Annotated in this window: 14 protein-coding genes and 1 tRNA gene; 5 read left to right on the forward strand and 10 right to left on the reverse strand. The window is 58.6% G+C overall.

Annotated features, from left to right (window positions below):
• Positions 1 to 238: 238 nt before the first annotated feature.
• Positions 239 to 793 carry a hypothetical protein gene (locus ACYVIS_RS08845; protein ID WP_232744148.1) on the reverse strand — a complete coding sequence of 185 codons (555 nt, stop codon included), beginning with the start codon at positions 791 to 793 and terminating at the stop codon, positions 239 to 241.
• A 218-nt stretch (positions 794 to 1,011) separates the two neighbouring features.
• Positions 1,012 to 1,087 (reverse strand) — tRNA-Lys (locus ACYVIS_RS08850).
• Positions 1,088 to 1,231: 144 nt separating this feature from the next.
• Between ACYVIS_RS08850 and ACYVIS_RS08855 the strand changes: the two genes are divergently transcribed.
• Positions 1,232 to 2,017, forward strand: a complete 786-nt coding sequence (locus ACYVIS_RS08855; protein WP_460873798.1) for a metallophosphoesterase — start codon at positions 1,232 to 1,234, stop codon at positions 2,015 to 2,017.
• A 20-nt stretch (positions 2,018 to 2,037) separates the two neighbouring features.
• Here ACYVIS_RS08855 and ACYVIS_RS08860 read toward each other — a convergent pair whose 3' ends face one another.
• The 5 genes from ACYVIS_RS08860 to mnmC form a co-directional block, all read right to left on the reverse strand.
• A complete protein-coding gene (locus ACYVIS_RS08860) occupies positions 2,038 to 2,460 on the reverse strand; it encodes a c-type cytochrome (RefSeq protein WP_460873799.1) in 423 nt (140 codons plus the stop codon).
• The gene (locus ACYVIS_RS08865; protein ID WP_232744150.1) at positions 2,457 to 3,035 is read right to left on the reverse strand and encodes a ferritin-like domain-containing protein; all 579 of its coding nucleotides are present in this window, start codon (positions 3,033 to 3,035) and stop codon (positions 2,457 to 2,459) included. The genes ACYVIS_RS08860 and ACYVIS_RS08865 overlap by 4 nt, the downstream gene beginning before the upstream one ends.
• Positions 3,036 to 3,073: 38 nt before the next feature.
• Positions 3,074 to 3,781 carry an RNA polymerase sigma factor gene (locus ACYVIS_RS08870; RefSeq protein ID WP_232744151.1) on the reverse strand — a complete coding sequence of 236 codons (708 nt, stop codon included), beginning with the start codon at positions 3,779 to 3,781 and terminating at the stop codon, positions 3,074 to 3,076.
• Positions 3,782 to 3,951: 170 nt separating this feature from the next.
• Positions 3,952 to 6,165, reverse strand: a complete 2,214-nt coding sequence (locus ACYVIS_RS08875) for a glycoside hydrolase family 31 protein (protein WP_460873800.1) — start codon at positions 6,163 to 6,165, stop codon at positions 3,952 to 3,954.
• A 118-nt stretch (positions 6,166 to 6,283) separates the two neighbouring features.
• Positions 6,284 to 8,158, reverse strand: a complete 1,875-nt coding sequence (gene mnmC, locus ACYVIS_RS08880; RefSeq protein WP_460873801.1) for a bifunctional tRNA (5-methylaminomethyl-2-thiouridine)(34)-methyltransferase MnmC2/FAD-dependent 5-carboxymethylaminomethyl-2-thiouridine(34) oxidoreductase MnmC1 — start codon at positions 8,156 to 8,158, stop codon at positions 6,284 to 6,286.
• Positions 8,159 to 8,267: 109 nt separating this feature from the next.
• Between mnmC and ACYVIS_RS08885 the strand changes: the two genes are divergently transcribed.
• Positions 8,268 to 9,113 carry an inositol monophosphatase family protein gene (locus tag ACYVIS_RS08885; RefSeq protein ID WP_232744154.1) on the forward strand — a complete coding sequence of 282 codons (846 nt, stop codon included), beginning with the start codon at positions 8,268 to 8,270 and terminating at the stop codon, positions 9,111 to 9,113.
• A gap of 45 nt (positions 9,114 to 9,158) precedes the next feature.
• On the opposite strand, the gene ACYVIS_RS08890 is transcribed toward ACYVIS_RS08885, so the two are convergent.
• Positions 9,159 to 10,844 (reverse strand): AMP-binding protein, encoded by a 1,686-nt coding sequence (locus tag ACYVIS_RS08890; protein WP_460873802.1) that lies wholly within the window; start codon positions 10,842 to 10,844, stop codon positions 9,159 to 9,161.
• A gap of 89 nt (positions 10,845 to 10,933) precedes the next feature.
• Here ACYVIS_RS08890 and ACYVIS_RS08895 point away from each other — a divergent pair, with 89 nt between their 5' ends.
• The 3 genes from ACYVIS_RS08895 to mgtE all read left to right on the forward strand — a co-directional run bounded on the left by ACYVIS_RS08895 (position 10,934) and on the right by mgtE (position 14,096).
• Positions 10,934 to 12,139 carry a M20 aminoacylase family protein gene (locus tag ACYVIS_RS08895; RefSeq protein ID WP_460873803.1) on the forward strand — a complete coding sequence of 402 codons (1,206 nt, stop codon included), beginning with the start codon at positions 10,934 to 10,936 and terminating at the stop codon, positions 12,137 to 12,139.
• A gap of 69 nt (positions 12,140 to 12,208) precedes the next feature.
• Positions 12,209 to 12,604 (forward strand): acyl-CoA thioesterase, encoded by a 396-nt coding sequence (locus ACYVIS_RS08900; RefSeq protein ID WP_232744617.1) that lies wholly within the window; start codon positions 12,209 to 12,211, stop codon positions 12,602 to 12,604.
• Positions 12,605 to 12,617: 13 nt separating this feature from the next.
• On the forward strand, positions 12,618 to 14,096 hold the full coding sequence (gene mgtE, locus ACYVIS_RS08905) for a magnesium transporter (protein ID WP_232744157.1): 1,479 nt from the start codon (positions 12,618 to 12,620) through the stop codon (positions 14,094 to 14,096).
• Positions 14,097 to 14,148: 52 nt separating this feature from the next.
• Here the strand turns inward: mgtE and secA are convergent, their stop codons facing one another.
• Positions 14,149 to 16,896: a preprotein translocase subunit SecA gene (secA, locus tag ACYVIS_RS08910; protein WP_460873804.1), complete on the reverse strand. Its 2,748-nt coding sequence runs from the start codon at positions 16,894 to 16,896 to the stop codon at positions 14,149 to 14,151.
• Positions 16,897 to 16,995: 99 nt separating this feature from the next.
• Positions 16,996 to 17,970 carry a M23 family metallopeptidase gene (locus ACYVIS_RS08915; RefSeq protein ID WP_460873805.1) on the reverse strand — a complete coding sequence of 325 codons (975 nt, stop codon included), beginning with the start codon at positions 17,968 to 17,970 and terminating at the stop codon, positions 16,996 to 16,998.
• Between the last annotated feature and the right edge of the window lie 13 nt (positions 17,971 to 17,983).

Genomic DNA, 17,983 nt, shown 5'->3' on the forward strand with positions numbered 1-17,983 from the left:
GCGAGTTCGCCCGACGCCCGCCTGGACGAGGCAGACCCGGGCAGTCGGGGCGCGTAGCGACACGACCGCTGGACGTGCCGGACTGCACAGCACCGCCCACCCTGCGGCGTCTTTATAGAATTAACCGCCGCCTACACAGCAACGCTCAGTCCAAAGTCACTACCCAAGCCAAAAAACGGCTCAAAAACAAAGTCACAGAAACACGTCCAGCGCCGTAAACACCTGAACCGAAAATACTCTAGTCTTTCCGATGCCCAGTGTGCTTGTCGGCCTTTTCCTTCAGATAGGCAGTGACCTTCTGTTGCTGCGCGCCATCAAGCGCATCCCAGACGGCCAGCCATTTCTGAGTGAGCTGGTCACGACTCGCGCCCATATCTTTTTTCCACATGTCATCAGCCGCCTTCTGGGCGGCATGAGGATCGATCTTGCCCGTATCCAATTGTGCTTTTTGTTCTTGGCGCGCTGTTCGTTTCAAGTCATGCAAAGATTTTTGAAACGCGTCTTGTGCCGCCTGCGCATCGGCAAGCAGTTTCATCTGGCTATCGTTCAGTTTCAGCGAGTTCACCACCTTGTGCTTGACAGTGCCAAAGCCTGGCACCACCAAGGCCATGCCCTTTTTCTCATGATGACGCTTTGTCGCACGAGGCACGGTCTGACTGGCGCTGGCGGGCGCAACACTTTGCGTGGCACTGGCAGGCGCATCTGAGGGTGCCGCCATTGCCGCACCTTGCAGCGCAAACACCACTGTCAGCACCGCAAACTTAGCCAAAGCGGGTATTTTAAAATATGACATAGTGATTATTTCCATTTATGGACAAGGAATCGCAAGTCAGCTCCTTCGCAACCATGAAGCAAGCCTTGGAGGCGATATTAACCCGGAGCGCCCCCTGGGTGAACCGCAGCGCGCTCGCCATTTCCACAAATAAATAATCGCAACCCCATAACGACAAACGGCAGGTCGAACGTGATTCGGCCTGCCGTCGGATAAGTGCTTAATGCATATAGGGTTTCTGGTGGGTCGTGCGCGACTCGAACGCGCGACCATCGGATTAAAAGTCCGGTGCTCTACCAACTGAGCTAACGACCCAACAAAGAACGAGATTATGAAGAATAATTTTTTTACTGTCAAATTGACCAGTATATTGGCCCCCTCGGCATCAAGCCTTTGCGTCCGCCTCTAAAATAACAAAGAACGCATCCGATTCCAGCATCGTTGTCACAAGGATTGAGCATGGCCAAACTAGCGCCGCTTCGGCTGAACATACTTTCCGACCTGCATTTGAGCCAGGGCAGCCTGCCCCTGCCCGAAACATCCGCCGATGTGATTGTGCTGGCCGGCGACATCACCCGCCCGCGCGAAGCGATAGAATGGGCGCGCGGCTTTGACAAGCCCGTGATCTACATAGCAGGCAACCACGAGTTTTATGGCGGCAACCTGCCCGACACGCTGCAAGAACTGAAGCAGCGCAGCCAAGGGACTCACATCCACGTGCTCGACCAAGACGAGCTGATCCTGCAGGGAGTACGATTTTTGGGGGCCACGTTGTGGACCGACTTCCTGTTGTATGGGCGTGGCCCGCAACGCGAAGAGGCCTGTCGCCAGGCACAGCTCATGATTCGCGACTTCAGCCGCATCCAGTCGGACACATCCCGCGAACAAAGGTTTACTCCATCCGACTCGGAAATGCTCTGCAAAAACCACAGTGCCTGGCTGGATCGCAAATTGGCCGAGCCGTACAAGGGCCCCACAGTCGTCATTACCCACCACGCCCCATCGACGGGCAGCATACACCCACGATTCGATGGCTCGCCGCTCAATGTCTGCTATGTATCCAGGCTGGAACATCTCATGAGCAAGGACCGCGCCATTTTATGGGTACACGGGCACACCCACGACAGCTTCGACTATCTGGTCAACGGCACAAGGGTGATTTGCAACCCGCGAGGCTACTGCAAGGACGGAATCAACGAAAACGCCGCGTTCGACCCACGACTGATCGTCGAGGTCGAACGCTAGCGGCTGCTTAAAGCTGGCGGCTACTTGACGTTGGCACAGGTGGCCGATTCGTTTTCCCGCTTCAGGTACGCAATCAGATCGGCCCGCTCCTGCGGGTCGGGAATGCCTGCGTAGCCCATGGCGGTTCCCGGAATGTCCGCCATCGGATTTTTCAGAAAGACATTCAAGGTTTCTTCAGTCCATACGATTTTTGAATTTTTCATCGCATCGGAATAAACAAAACCTTTGACGCTGCCCGCCTTTCTACCGAAAAGACCACAATGCCGTGGGCCGGTTCGATCATAGGCCAGTGCATGGCACGCAAGACAGCGGGTATAAATTGCCTCGCCTCGGCCTGCGTTGCCGGTCAGCAAAGGCTCGGACCATGCTTCGTGCAATACCCCCCCCGTGCTTATCAGGAACGTACAGGCCAGAAGCCTGATCCACTGGGCCCGGCGTCTCATGACATGAAAGCCGAAGGAACGGGGGGTTCGCCCAAGGCATTGCGCAAAATCGCCCAATGCATGGACTCGTCGCCCAGGATGCTGGCGGCTGCCTTGGCCAGATCGCGATTGTCGAAAATAGGTACGGCCCCCAGATAGGCGCTGACAGCTCCTTTTTCCAGCAAGGACGCAAAACGCAGCACATCGGTTTGCGTTTTCAGCTTGTCGGTCGGGAATGTGTATTTGGACTTGGCCACCACCGGCTTGCCGCCCAGGGTCACAATGGTCTTGGAAAGCAGTTCCGCGTGCTGCTTGTGATGCCCTTGAAAGGTGACAGCCAAATCGAGCACAGGCTTTTGCAACAAGCCGCTTTCCGCACCCAATTGGTACGCAGCAATGGCCTCCAGTTCGGCACCCAGCGCCGTGTTCAGAATTCGCGCGTCCGAAGCGGCCGAACCCTTCGTTCCTTTGGCCAGGGCCTCCCGGCCGGCAAGCAGCGCAACCGCCGTACCCGACAAAAGCATGCCGGATTTGCCCAGAAAAGCCCTGCGTGAGCTTTGCGAGGTGGAGGTATCAATAAAATCAAGAAACGACATGGTGGTTCTCCCAGGTATAGAGCCTGAACAATCAGGCATCATGAATTTGTACGTAAAGCATCGACACGAGCCAGAACGCCGGCCACGATGCGGTCGCAGCGGTCGCCCGCGAAGGCGAACGCATCTTCCAGCCCGTGCCCGATTTCCTGGGACAGCAGCTTGCGCAATAAGCCCCGTGCCCTGAAATAGCGTGTACGCACGGTTGCCGGAGGAATCTCCAGGCACTGCGCCACCTCGTCGACCGTCATTTCCTCAACGGCTCTCAAGACAAAGACTGTACGAAAGACATCGGGCAGCAGATCGATTTTGGCCTCAATCAGATGCCTGGTTTGGACATGCACCATGGCCTGCTCCGGTTGGCTGTAAATAGATTCATCGGTGTCCGCCAGCACCTGATCGCCCAGATGCTCGAGATCGTCGTCGTACTCAAGCACGGCATGCAGGCGCTTGTTTTTATGCAGGCGCTTGTTCGACTCATTGACCACGATGCGAGTCAACCAGGTCGACAAGGCCGAGTCTCCACGAAATCGGCCCATGGCGCGATAAGCAAGGAAAAACGCCTCAAGAACCGCTTCCTCGGCATCGGCGTCATTGCGCAGCACGCTGCGGGCGACTCGAAACAGCCTCTGGTTATAGCGCCGCATCAAGGCTTTCAGGGCTTCCCGATCTCCTTGCGAGATCCGTAGCGCAATCTCGGTATCGGACAAATCCTGACTGCTGTGAGGTTTTACGATTGACAATGGCATGCTGGATCCAGGCAAAAGGGGTGATTACGACATTAGATTAGGCTATCGCGGCTGGCGTTCCCGCTGCCGGCGATTACTTATCATGCAGGCCGGCGGCATGAATGACAAGGGCCGGGAATTCAGACTCGAAAAGTCTGAATTCCCGGCCCTATAGACCAGGGGAAAAAGATCTACCGCGCCCTGGAAATACGCACTTCGGCCCCCCGGCGCTTGACCTCCAGGCCTTCCGATGGAAGTATGCGCAGACCTTCCAGCCCCTTGATGTAGCTGGAACCTTGCATCTGCATGACACGTATCTTGTTGCGCATGACAACAGGGCTGTGTTCGGGCATCCCGAACATCCAGACCTCATCCAGAATCCGGGCTGAGTTGAATTCGCCGGTATGCTGGGCGGTTGGCCCCAGGCACAGCATATGCCCTTCACGCCCGAACACCGGCAGGGTATTCAGCCCGGCTTCGACCGTCCAGGTAGTGCCGCCCTCGTAGCGCCAACCCGTGTTCAAATCCCACCAGGCCTCGCCTTCGGGCAAATACACTCTGGATTCCTTGCCGGCTTGCACCGCCGGCGCCACCAGCAAGGCCGGTCCCAGCAGATATTGCGTGTCCCATGCATGAGCCACGGGATCGGACGGGAAAGCCAGCGCCATGGTGCGTTGCACAGGCAGGCCCGTACGTACCGAATCTTCGATAATACCCAGCACGTACGGAATCAGGCGATAACGCCACTGCAGCCAATGCTGGACCAGCTCGCGCGTTGCCGCGTCGAAGGCCTCCGGCAACAAGCCGTGTACGCCCTGAAAGCTGAAGTTGGCGGAAAAGACATTCATGGCCAGCCAGCGTATGTACAGTTCGGGACTCATGGTCGCGGTGGAATGCGCCGCCGACCCTAAGCCATGCACTTGCACAGGAACACCGCTGGCCCCCAGTGACAAAGCCGTGCGCAAGGTATGCTCCAGGCCCGCCCAGCTATTGCCGGCCCGAGGTCCGATCTGCCAGGGAAAGCGCTGGGCGGCAGGGAACAGATCTGTACTGCATATGATCCCTTCCTGAGGGGTCTTGTGGCCTGCGACAGCGTCAAACAGGGCTCGGCGCGCCAACAGTGGGTACATCGTGCGCAAAACCGCCCCCGACTCGCCCCCACGGGCAGTGATGCCATCGGGAATATCGAACTGGGCAACGCAGTCCGGAGCCCCCAGGCCCTCGTCCACCAGTTGACGCTGGCGCTCGGCCCATAGTTTGTATACATCTTTATTGGTCAGATCGAGCAGCCCAAAACGCTGGCCGGCGGTTACCGTATTGCCCGCAAAACGGTGCGCAGCGCCACTGGAGTCGTCAATGAGCAGCCAGCCGCGATCCTCCCACTCTCCGAACAGGGGAGTATCGGCAAGAACGCCTGGAAAGCAAGGAGCCGCCACTTGCACATTCAATGCCTGAAACCGCGCCAGCATACTGCGCGAATCCTGCACCCTGTGCGCATCCCATTCGAATGCCGGCTTATCTGCCTGAAAACCGTAAATACCCGGGGCCGCCAGACGGACGGCATCGAGTGCAAGCTCGCCGGCACGGAAGTCTTCCACTATTTTCAATGTGGCCTCGACGGCCTGGCCCGGAGCCTGGTCCAGCCAGACGCCCATGGGCCACAGGCCGGGTTGCCCGGCACGCCCGGTAAGCGCCGAGTACTGATTGAGGATTTCAGCGGGGTCGCCCGCAAAGACAAACACATCGAAAATCCGGTCTTGCAAATGCACCGTATATAAATCGGAATCCGCAGCCCCCAGATCGTGCTCGACGCGCCCAAATGTATTGACATAAAGCCCCCAGCCGGCCGTGCTCCAGACTAGAGGCAGGGCTCGATCTTGCGGGGAGTCGGAAACCAGGCGTTCGCCGCGGCGATCCAGATCGCCGGCTGTTTCGCCCAAACCGTACAAGGCATCGTCGCCATCGAGCTCCAGGCCCAAACGCCACCGGTTGGAGCCCTCGAGGGCCTCGCGTCCGAGCGTAGCCGAGATTTCACTGCGCAACACGCAGCGATCACCCCGATACAGCAAAAACTGCAAGGGATCGGACGATATTTCGAGAACGACGTCGCCTTGCTCCAGGCGCCACCCACGGCGATCGGCCAGGGTAATGGAGCTGACGGCCAATTCGCCGACCGGCTCGTGCCGCGCCAACAGCATATCGGCATGCGCCCGGGCGCGAGCGCCAGGTTTGTCATCGAGCAAGGCTTTGGCCTCGGCGCAGCGCAAACGATATACGCCAGGCGCATGGGCTTCGATTTGAAGCTGCAGCTCGTCGAACGAAAAATCTGCGCGCGTGGATTTCGCCGTCAGAAATTTCAAAGAAGCAAGTTGCGTCACGTGAGCAAGGTTAGACTTGGGCGGCACAGCGCAATCCTCGGGCTCTAAGCCCAAAAAGCATTCAAAAGTGACTATTTTGACGGATTTACTCTATAAAATAAAATCGCATACATTCAGGCCTGTTTCAAAAGCCGTCAAAACCGCTTCAACGAGGCGCAATTGCCCTCAATAAATCACGCTCTACCGGCGCCGGCTCATGATTGAGACGCGCCGCAATAATATCTCCTGCCAGGGCCGACCACGTCAAGCCGCGTGAGCCGTAGCCGCACGCCAGCCATAGCCCGGGCGCCTGCGCAAGTTCTCCTATCAGCGGCAAGCGCCCTGCCGCCACCGCTCGCCATCCGGCCCAGCCGCCTGAATTATGTAGCGCTGATCGCAATTCAGAAACAGATACATTCAGCAACATATTTAATTTGTCGATCACCTCGCCATGCCCCCGATCGGTGACAGAGCTGACAAGGGCATCCGCGTCGTAGGTACTGCCCCCAACACAGATCTGGTCTACAGCCGGTAGGCAATAACCGACTCCTCCGAGTATGAGTTGGGGGTTGAGTCGCGCTGTGTCCGGCGCGGAAAAATGACTGACTTGCCCGCTCAACGCCTGCATGGCGAAAAGCTTGGGCAAGGCTGCAGTATACGGTGTAGCCGCCAGCAGGGTTTTGGCCTGAACCGCGTTGGCAAGCACCAGCGTGGATGCCCGGGCAAGTTCCCGGCCTGCCGCGTCCCTCACCAGCCACTGCCCGGGCCCAGATTGTTCCAGGCTGCCAACCTGAACGGCCTGGCAACGAATGCCAGGCCGGCCAAGCAGCGCTTCAATGAGCGGCTCGGGCCGCACCAACTGGCCATCGGTAAAAAACACCCCGCCCCGGGCAAGGGAAAGCCCCGCGCGGCGCGAAGCTGCCTCCGGCTCCAGCCACGACACCCAGCTATCCGGAAACGACAAATGCGCCAAGGTCTCTTGGCGCTCAAGCGCATCCTGCGGGTCCGTGGCCAGCTCCAGGGTTCCACAGCGCAGCGGACGCGCCGGCTCGGCAAGAGTCTGCCAGCGATGCAAGGCTCTCAAAGTACCGGCACGGGACAAGCGCGCACGAATATCGTCGTCCCGGGAAATCAAAGGTGTCAGCGCAGCCGACCTGTGCCCCTTGTGACTTGCGCCCACGCCCTGCCCGAAGACCGGATCCAGCACGGTGACGGCATGGCCTCGAAGCGCCAGACTGTGGGCAATGCCGGCGCCCGCCAGTCCGCCGCCCACCACGAGGACAGAATGACCCCGAACAGCAGAGGCGCTATCGCGGCGCATGCTTGGCCGCAGGGTCGCGACCGTTACCTCCCGCTTGCGGCCAAAGCCCGGCGCCTTGGAGACCAGAAAGCCAGCCTCGGTCAATGCACGGCGCACGCTCCCTGCGCAACACCAGCTTGCCGCCGTAGCCCCCGCATTGGCCATGCGGACCAGTTGGCCAAACAACCTGGGCGACCACATCTCAGGGTTCTTTTGTGGAGCAAAACCGTCCAGAAAATAAGCGTCGACCCGCGCATCGAGTTGCCGGGCAAGTTTTTCCACGAAACCGAACGCCAGGGTAAGGGTCAAGGCCCCCGACTCGAACTCCAGCCTATGCAATCCAGGCAACGCGGCGGGCCACACGGCGACCAGTTGCTCGGCCAGTCCGGCAAACCGGGCCGGAACCCGCGGCAACAACACCCGCGCCAGATCTTCTTTCGAAAAAGGATGGGCTTCGAACGACACCATGTGCAGGCGTGACGAACGCTCCGGATCGGCGCGCCAGGCCTGCCACAACGCCAGAAAATTCTGCCCCAGGCCAAAACCCGTTTCACACACGGTGAATGTGTCCCGGCCGCGCCAGCGGAAGGGCAATTGATTGCCCTTTAAAAATACATGTTCGGCTTGCGCCAGAGCACCCAGTTCCGCATGGTAAACATCGCCATATTGCTCGCTCACGGGAGTACCCGCCGCATCGAAGGCTACGCTTGCCGGAACCAGCGGCTCAAAAGAAATTGCCATAAACCAAACTACGCTCAAATCCAGTATTGCTGAAAGCCAGTTGCAAACTTGGCCGGGTACAATGTTACGTACACTAGAGTTTCCCGACCCTCAGACGCTTACGGATCGTATGCCAATACCACGCCTCAATCTCAGCGAATCCCTTGACGCCGCGGTTACCGCCTCTCGTGCAGCAGCGGCGATTCTGCAATCCTACGCCCACAATCGATCCGACCTGGTCATCAACAAGAAAGCCAGAAACGATCTGGTCTCCCAAGCCGATCGGGAAGCGGAAATCGCTATTATCGACCTGTTGCGTGAACGCACGCCCGACTTTGGCATCGTGGCGGAAGAATCCGGCGGAAAAACAGCGGGTAAAGCGACCTGGTACATCGATCCCCTCGATGGCACCACCAATTTCCTGCATGGCATACCCCATTATGCGGTTTCGATAGCGCTGATTGCGCACGCCGGGGCAATCCTCGACGATCAGCCCCTGGAGCAGGATACGCCTGTAATCGGGGTCGTCTACGATCCGAACCGCGAAGAAATATTTACCGCCATGCACGGCGTGGGCGCGTGGTTGAACGAGTACAGGATCTCATGCTCGCAAACTCGCGACCTGAGCGAGGCCGTACTGGCCACAGGATTTCCATTCCGGGATTTCTCCTTTGCCGAGCAATACATGCCCACCTTGCATGAAGCCATTAACACCACACGCGGAGTACGGCGATTAGGGGCGGCCGCGCTCGATCTGGCCTGGACCGCCTGCGGCCGCTACGACGGCTATTGGGAAATGGGCCTGGCTCCCTGGGACGTGGCCGCGGGGACGGTCATCGTGCGCGAAGCGGGTGGAGTAGCCGAAGATATGCATCACATCGACCCTTGGCCCATAAAAGGCTATGTGTACGCCGGCAATCCCGACACGGCATCCGCCATCGATGCCATGATCCGGCCTCATTTGAAGCCGCGCTGACCTGAGAAGGTCCGGCGCCAAGGCCTTTCCAGGGCTGGGCGACGTTCAGGCAACAACGCCTTGCGACGCCTCATCGCGCAGCGCTCGCCGCAAAATCTTGCCCACATTGCTTTTGGGCAGCTCGGTACGGAATTCGATTCTGTGCGGACGCTTGTACGCCGCCAGCCGCTCGGCGCACCAGTCCCGCAACTGCCGTTCGTCCAGGGACTGATCTTTTTTTACTACATAGAGCTTGACCATTTCGCCGGTGCGCGCATCGGGCAGGCCTATTGCCGCGCACTCCAGCACGCCCGGATGAGCGGCCACGACCTCTTCGATCTCGCTGGGATAGACATTGAATCCCGAAACCAGAATCATGTCTTTTTTGCGATCGACCAGGCGGATTCGCCCTTGCTCGCTCATGATGCCGATATCGCCGCTCTTGAAAAACCCATCCTTGGTAAAGGACTGGGCCGTTTCGTCGAGACGCTGCCAGTACCCCTTCATGACCTGAGGGCCGCGTATGCCTACCTCGCCGGGCTCGCCCAGGGCCACAGGCTGTTCCTGATTATCGAACAGGACAATGTCGGTGGACGGCAGGGGAAAACCGATATCCCCGGAGTATTCGCCGGCATCGGTCGGGTTGACGCACACGACAGGCGATGTCTCGGACAGGCCGTATCCTTCAATAAGCGGCTTGCCTGTGATTTGCTGCCATTTTTCGGCCACGGCACGTTGTACGGCCGCTCCTCCGCCAAAACACAGGCGCAGGGCGGAAAAATCCAGGGCGGCAAATTCGGTCCGATTGGCCAAACCATTGAACAAGGTATTGACAGCGGGAAAGATATGAATCGGATCACGGCGCCATGCCTGCACGATCGTGGATAAATCGCGCGGATTGACGATCAGTACGCTGCACATGCCCGCGTGCACGGCAAACAGCCCGCAGACCGTCAGTGCAAAAATATGATAAAGAGGCAAGGCGCTCAAGATGGTCAGGGGCTCGCCCGACAGATCGCCCAGCGCCGGCCGGGCTACCGCCCTGACCTGCAACACATTGGCCACCAGGTTGCGGTGAGTCAGCATGGCGCCCTTGGGCACGCCGGTGGTGCCTCCCGTGTACTGCAGCACCGCCAGGTCGTCCATCGCCACCACGGGCCGCGTAAAGACCGCTTTGGCGCCCTGCTCCAGCACCGCGCGAAAACGCAGTGCCCCCGCCAGGCTATAAGGGGGAATCAGCCGCTTGACGTAGCGCACCACCAGATCGACCAGGCGCCCCTTGAGTCCCAGCAAATCGCCCAGCGACACAATGACCACCCGCCCTGGCCGCTGATCGCCCGGAACCGCGGCCAGGGTGGCGGCAAAATTTTCCAGGATGAAAATCAATTCCGGACGGCAGTCCTGGAGCTGGTGTTCGAGCTCGCGCTCGCTATACATGGGATTGATATTGACAGCCACCATGCCCGCACGCAAAACCCCCATGAAAACCACCATATAGGGCATGGCATTGGGCATCATCAGAGCGACGCGGCTGCCCGCGGGCAGGCCTTGCTGCTGTATCCAGGCGGCCACCGCATCGGCATGCCGATCGAGGTCGCGATAAAGCAGGCTGCGGCCCATCAATGTCAGGGCGCGCCGGTCTGCGTGCTTCTTGCAGGCCTGATCCAGCAAATCCACCAGCGAAGAGTAATTTCCGGTATTTATTTCAGCCGGGACGTCTTTCGGATAGTGCAGCAACCACGGTTTTTCCATCTGTCAGCCCCTTTTCCCGATTTCAACAGTTTGATGATACGCTGTCACAGGCGTACAGTTTCATCGACGACTACAACAGGATATCCATCATGAAATTAGTTGAACCTATCGTTGCATGGCAAGCCGAGATCGCTGCGATCCGGCGCGATATCCACGCGCATCCTGAACTAGCCTACGAAGAAGTCCGCACCGCCGATGTCGTGGCAAAAAAGCTCGAATCCTGGAGCATCGATACGCACCGGGGCCTGGGTGTTACAGGCGTCGTAGGAACAATACACGGTAAAACGCAAAATGGCCATGCCATTGGCTTGCGGGCCGACATGGATGCGCTGCCCATGCAAGAACTGAATACCTTCGGGCACGCCAGCAAAAACCCCGGCAAGATGCACGCTTGCGGACACGACGGCCATACCGCCATGCTCCTGGCGGCAGCTCGCTATCTCGCCGAGCATCGCGATTTCGACGGCACCGTTCACGTTATTTTCCAGCCTGCCGAAGAAGGCTTCAGCGGCGCAAAAAAAATGATCGACGATGGCCTCTTCACGCTGTTCCCCATGGACGCCGTATTTGGCATGCATAACTGGCCGGGCATGGAAGTCGGCACTTTCGGCGTCATTCCAGGCCCCATGATGGGCTCCAGCAATACGTTCGAAATCGTCCTCGAAGGCAAGGGAGCGCATGCCGCCATGCCGCATCTGGGCGTCGATCCCGTCATGGCCGCCGTCCAGCTGGCGCAGTCGTTCCAGACCATACTCACGCGCGACCTGGACCCCCTCGATCCCGCCGTACTCAGCATTACCCAGATTCATGCCGGTTCGGCCGACAATGTCATCCCCAACAGCGCCTCGATGCGAGGCACTGTCCGCACATTTTCCGACAAAGCCCTCGACATCATTGAAAAACGCATGTCCGAAATTACGCACTTGGGCTGTCAAGCCATGAACTGCAAAGCCGAATTCACGTTTCACCGCAAATATCCGGCCACCGTCAACCACGCCAGGGAAACCGCCTTTTGCGCCAATGTGCTCAAAGGCATCGTCGGCCAACAAGGGGTCAACCAGTCGGTACGGCCTTCCATGGGCTCCGAAGATTTTGCCTTCATGCTCAGGGAAAAACCCGGCTGTTATGTCTGGATAGGCAATGGCGACGGCACCCACCGCACCCAGGGGCATGGCATGGGGCCGTGCATGCTGCACAATGGCAGTTACGACTTCAACGACGACCTCCTCCCTTTGGGCGCGAGCTACTGGGTCGAACTGGCTCGAAGCTGGCTGGCCGACGCGGCTTCTCATTAACCTCTTTCTCGCTGCCTTGCACGCCTGCGCATCGGCCAGGCTTTTATTGGAGTTGTCTTGAGCACCCCTATGCCCGCCACCATCCTGCCCACCCCGTCGCGGCACGCCGTGCTGCGCGTTGTCCCCATGCCTGCCGACGCCAATATGCACGGTGATGTATTCGGAGGCTGGATCATGGCGCAAGTCGATATAGCCGGATCGATCCCCGCGGCCCGCCGGGCTGCCGGACGCGTGGCAACCATCGCCGTCAATGCCTTTACCTTCAAGCAACCTGTTTTTGTCGGCGACCTTCTCAGCTTCTATGCGGAAATCATCAAAGTCGGCACCACCTCGGTTACGGTTGCCGTCGAAGTCTACGCCGAACGCCAACGCCTGCAATTCGAAGTCGTCAAGGTAACCGAAGCGACCCTGACTTACGTCGCCACCGACGAGCAGCGTCGGCGCCGCCCCCTTCCACCCGTTTGAACAAGGCGCGCCTATGTCGGACACCTTCGTCAAGCCTGAAAGCGAGCCCATCGCGATTCCTCGCAGGCTGGACCCTGAAGATGCGCAGCTTGCCCTGCAAAAGCTGCAATCGATACTCAAGCGGCAAGAAGTCGTAGAAGCCCTGGCCCACCGCCAGTACGAAGACGAAGACCGCTCAAACCTGCTCGAAGGCATGCTGCATCGGCAGCATGAGAACGAGATCAAGACGATCGTCAACGGCCTGCACCCGGCCGATATCGCCTTTATCCTCGAGTCCCTGCCGGTCGTCGAGCGGCAAGCGGTATGGCACTTGGTCGACGCCGAACACGATGCCGATGTGCTGCTCGAAGTGGACGACTGGGCTCGCGAATCGCTGATCGAATCCATGAACCACCAGGACTTGGTGGCTGCCACCGGCACCATGGATGCCGACGAAATCGCCGACCTGGTTCCGGACCTGCCGGCTGACGTCATAGCCGAAGTGCAAAAAGGCCTGACCGACGAAGAACGTGCGCAATTGATTGCGGCCATGGGCTACCCCGAAGGCACCGTGGGCGCCATCATGGACTTCGAAATGGTGCGGGTACGCGAGAATGTATCGCTCGAGGTTGTCTTGCGTTATTTGCGGCGCCTGCGCGAATTGCCGGACCATACCGACCAGATTTTTGTGGTCGATCGCCAGGACAAGCTGCAAGGCACGCTGCCCTTATCGACCCTGCTTGTCAGCGAACCCGAAACCGATGTGTCGGGTGTCATGGACACCGATTACCTGACGCTCAACCCACTGGACTCCGACGCCGACGCGGCTGGCGCATTCGAACGTTACGACCTGGTCTCGGCGCCGGTAGTCGATGACCAGGGCCGCTTGATCGGGCGCGTCACCATCGCCGAAGTCGTGGACGTGATGCAGGAAGACTCCCAGGAGCAAGCCTTGTCCCGCGCCGGCCTGCAGGAAGAGGACATCTTTGCGCCGATCGTCAGCGCCCTGAAAAACCGCGCGCCCTGGCTGCTGGTCAATTTATGCACGGCATCGACGGCTTCATTCATTGCCTCGCGCTTCGAAGAGACCGTCAGCCATATCGTCATACTGGCATTTTTAATGTCCATCGTCGCCGGAATCGGCGGCAACTCCGGCAATCAGACCATGACCATGATCATTCGCGCGCTGGCGGTGGGCCGGGTCACAGGCGCCAACGCCTGGCAACTCGTCAAGCGCGAACTGTACGTGGCCTTCCTGGTCGGGACATGCGGCAGTTTCGTCACCGGAATATTCGCCTGGTTGATTTCAGGCTCGCTGGCCATAGCGGCCGTCATGATGGCCGCCATGGTGGGCAATATACTGATAGGCGCGGCACTTGGCGTGCTGATTCCGATCCTGCGCGACCGCTTCGGCAAAGACCCGGCAATGGGCTCGTCGGTGCTCCTGACCTTTGCCACCGATTCGTTGGGCTTTTTTCTCTTTCTCGGCCTGGCAACCCTATTCTTGCTGTAGAAGCGGGCACAAGTCCCGCCTCTACATCATCCCTTGCTTGCCAAGAGGGTATCTACGCCAGCTTGCCGTGGCAATGCTTGTATTTTTTCCCGCTCCCGCAGGGGCACGGATCGTTGCGGCCTACTTTCGGCGTCACATTGACCAGGGGACGGTTCACGGGCCCGGTCGCATCCACGCCATCGATACCGGGATCTTCGCCGCTCAATGCGACGTCGTAATCGGAGTGATGATAGGTCACGTTCTCGAGCTGAGGCTGCTCCTCGGCTTCCACCTGAGCGGCGGACTCGATCTTGACTGTCATCAAGACCTTGACTACATCGCTGCGGATCCGGTCAAGCATGGCCGAAAACAGTTCAAAGGCCTCGCGTTTGTATGCCTGCTTGGGATCCTGCTGCGCATAGCCGCGCAAATGAATGCCTTGCCGCAGATGATCCAACGACGACAAATGCCCGCGCCAATGCGTATCGACAGCCTGCAGCAACATCGACCGCTCAAAGGGATTCCAGTTTTCTCGCCCCACCATCTCGACCTTGGCGTCGTAAATACGGCGCGCTTCGGCCAGCACACGCTCAAGCAGGTCATCATCGGTCAGGTTAGGCTCTTTTTCGAGCATATCGACCAGAGGCATTTCAATCTGCCAGTCGGCTTCCAGCGCACTCTGCAGGGCAGGGACGTCCCACTGCTCTTCCATGCTTTCCTCGGGGATATACGCCCGGAACTGCTCGGTCACCGCGGCGTCGCGCAAATTATTGATGGTTTCCGACACATCGGCCGATTCCAGCACCTCGTTGCGCTGCGCATACAAGACCTTGCGCTGATCGTTCGAAACATCGTCGTATTCGAGCAATTGCTTGCGTATATCGAAGTTGCGCGCCTCGACCTTGCGTTGCGCCGATTCGATCGAGCGCGACACCATGCGCGCCTCGATAGGCTCGCCCTCAGGCAAACGCAGACGCTCCATGATGGACCGTACCCTGTCACCGGCGAAAATCCGCATCAGGGAATCATCGAGCGACAGGTAGAAGCGCGAAGAACCCGGGTCGCCCTGACGTCCGGCACGGCCACGCAACTGATTGTCGATCCGTCGGGATTCGTGGCGTTCGGTACCGATAATGCGCAAGCCCCCCGCCTGCTTGACGCGCTCATTGGCAGGAGCCCACTCGGACTTGACGGTGTCAATGCGCGCCACCTTGTCGTCCTCGCTGAGTGAGGAATCGGCACGGATCAGGTCGATCTGCTTCTCGATGCTGCCGCCCAGCACGATATCGGTTCCGCGGCCGGCCATATTGGTGGCTATCGTAATATGCCCGGGCTTGCCGGCTTCGGCCACGATTTCGGCCTCGCGTGCATGCTGCTTGGCATTCAGAACTTCATGCGGCAACTTGGCCCGCACCAGCAAACCCGCCAACAGCTCGGAGTTTTCAATACTGGTTGTACCAACCAGCACCGGCTGGCCACGCTCGTGGCAATCTTTGATGTCGCCCAGGATCGCCTGGTATTTTTCTTTATCGGTTTTGAAAACCTGATCGTTTTGATCCTTGCGGATCATGGGACGATTGGTCGGGATAATCATGGTTTCCAGGCTATAGATCTCCTGGAACTCATAAGCCTCGGTATCGGCCGTTCCGGTCATGCCCGACAGTTTGTCGTACATGCGGAAGTAATTCTGGAATGTAATGGAAGCGAGCGTCTGGTTTTCGTTCTGGATCTTGACGCCTTCTTTGGCTTCGACGGCCTGGTGCAGGCCATCCGACCAGCGGCGCCCAACCATCAGTCTTCCGGTGAACTCATCGACGATCATCACTTCGTCGTTCTGAACAACGTATTGCTGGTCCCGGAAGAACAAGTTATGCGCCCGCAAGGCCACCATCAAATGGTGTATCAAGGCAATATTGCGTGGGTCGTACAGAGACTCGCCATCGGGCAGCAGGCCCATGCTCGACAGAATTTGCTCGGCCTTCTCATGCCCCGCTTCCGACATATGAACCTGCTGCGCCTTTTCGTCGACCCAGAAATCGCCTTCGGGTTCGGGCTCCTGCGGCTTGGGTTCGGAAGCCATGCGCGACAGCAGCGGCGGCACCGCATTCATGCGGATGTAAAGATCGGTATTGTCTTCGGCCTGACCGGAAATGATCAGTGGCGTGCGCGCCTCGTCGATCAGGATCGAATCGACTTCATCGACAATAGCGTAGGCAAGCTGGCGCTGCCGGCGATCTTCGGCGCGGTACTCCATATTGTCGCGCAAATAATCAAAACCGTATTCGTTGTTGGTGCCGTATGTGATGTCGGCCATATAGGCCGCTCTTTTTTCCTCGTTTTCCTGCTGGGGTACAACCACTCCAACCGTCATGGCCAGGAAATTGTACAAACGGCCCATCCATTGCGCATCGCGGCGAGCCAGATAGTCGTTGACGGTTACCACATGCACGCCGCGACCGGCCAGGGCGTTGAGGTACACCGCGAGGGTCGCCATAAGCGTTTTGCCTTCGCCGGTGCGCATTTCCGCGATCTTGCCGTTATGCAGGGCAATGGCCCCGAGCATCTGGACATCGAAGTGACGCATGCCAAACACCCGCTTGCTGGCCTCGCGCACCACGGCAAACGCCTCGGGCAATAAATCGTCCAGCGATGCACCGGCCTGATATCTTTGGCGGAATTCGTCTGTTTTAGCCGTCAACTGCTCGTCGGCGAGAGCAACCATTTTCGACTCGAGCGCGTTAACTTGCGCTACCTGCTTGCGATACTGCTTAAGTAACCGATCGTTGCGACTACCAATGAGCTTTTTTAGCAGAGAGACCATTCTTGTGTCGTTAATGCAGGCTTGCACCGTTAGCACGCGCAACGCCTAATGCATATCTTTTTTTAGGTTGGCGGAAAATCCGCAGGAAAACGAGACAGTTTAACGCACCTCGGGCAGGATGGCTTTTACGTGGCTTGAGGCGTCGGCGACCAAGTGCCTGGACACCTCCGGCTTGGCTAAAAACAACTTGGGATCCAGGGGGTGCCCTGCCATTCGAACTTCGAAATGCAGATGCGAGCCGGTGGATCGGCCAGAGGAACCGACACGGGCGATCATTTGCCCTTTTTCGACCAGATCGCCGGCTTTCACATCCAGCACGGATGCATGAGCGTACCGTGTAACCAGGCCGTTTCCATGATTGATTTCAACCATTTTCCCGTAACCCGCCTGAACACCCGCTTCGGATACCACGCCACCTGAAGCCGCATAAATGGGCGCGCCTTTGGGCGCCGCAAAATCCAGGCCCTCGTGCATGGAGCGACGGCCGGTCACCGGATTCAGGCGCCAGCCAAACGAAGAGCTCAGGTAAGGGTAATTGACCGGCATCAAGGTCGGCAAGCGAGCCTCGGTGCCGGCACGCTTGGTCAGCACCAGATCCAGCATGGCAAACCAGTCTTTTTGCTCGTCGATCTGCTGCTGCATGAGATCCAGCTGGCGCCCCAGGCCCTCGGCCGACATGGAGTCGCCCGGACCGTCGTTGATGTAATCCATAACAGGCTGAGCGTGGTCGAGACTGGCCTTGATTTCCGGGTCGGTGTAGGAAATGCCGGCGACATCGGCCACCCGCTTGCTCAGGCCGCCCATGGCGATGAGCTTGGCCTGCAGCTCGCCGACAGTCTGGGCAAGAAGGTTTACATTTTCGCGTATATACGCGGAATCGCGGGAAACTTGATTGTTAATAACGCGTTCTTGCGCCACACTAAGCGAAGCCGGGCGACTGTAGCGCGATTGTACCCAGGCGCCTGCGGCGGCCGAAGCCGACAGCGCGGCAATCGCCAAGGCAGCCAGAAACGGCATTCCCAGCTTCTTGACATTGGAACCATCCGAACGACCATGCATAATGACAACATTCACTGTATAAATCCTT

It is taken from the genome of Paralcaligenes ginsengisoli, assembly GCF_054781135.1.

Coding starts and splice junctions, on each gene's coding strand:
- secA (WP_460873804.1), bottom strand. CDS start 16,896: ATGGTCTCTCTGCTAAAAAAGCTCATTGGTAGTCGCAACGATCGGTTA.
- ACYVIS_RS08895 (WP_460873803.1), top strand. CDS start 10,934: ATGAAATTAGTTGAACCTATCGTTGCATGGCAAGCCGAGATCGCTGCG.
- mgtE (WP_232744157.1), top strand. CDS start 12,618: ATGTCGGACACCTTCGTCAAGCCTGAAAGCGAGCCCATCGCGATTCCT.
- mnmC (WP_460873801.1), bottom strand. CDS start 8,158: ATGGCAATTTCTTTTGAGCCGCTGGTTCCGGCAAGCGTAGCCTTCGAT.
- ACYVIS_RS08870 (WP_232744151.1), bottom strand. CDS start 3,781: ATGCCATTGTCAATCGTAAAACCTCACAGCAGTCAGGATTTGTCCGAT.
- ACYVIS_RS08900 (WP_232744617.1), top strand. CDS start 12,209: ATGCCCGCCACCATCCTGCCCACCCCGTCGCGGCACGCCGTGCTGCGC.
- ACYVIS_RS08890 (WP_460873802.1), bottom strand. CDS start 10,844: ATGGAAAAACCGTGGTTGCTGCACTATCCGAAAGACGTCCCGGCTGAA.
- ACYVIS_RS08865 (WP_232744150.1), bottom strand. CDS start 3,035: ATGTCGTTTCTTGATTTTATTGATACCTCCACCTCGCAAAGCTCACGC.
- ACYVIS_RS08860 (WP_460873799.1), bottom strand. CDS start 2,460: ATGAGACGCCGGGCCCAGTGGATCAGGCTTCTGGCCTGTACGTTCCTG.
- ACYVIS_RS08885 (WP_232744154.1), top strand. CDS start 8,268: ATGCCAATACCACGCCTCAATCTCAGCGAATCCCTTGACGCCGCGGTT.
- ACYVIS_RS08845 (WP_232744148.1), bottom strand. CDS start 793: ATGTCATATTTTAAAATACCCGCTTTGGCTAAGTTTGCGGTGCTGACA.
- ACYVIS_RS08855 (WP_460873798.1), top strand. CDS start 1,232: ATGGCCAAACTAGCGCCGCTTCGGCTGAACATACTTTCCGACCTGCAT.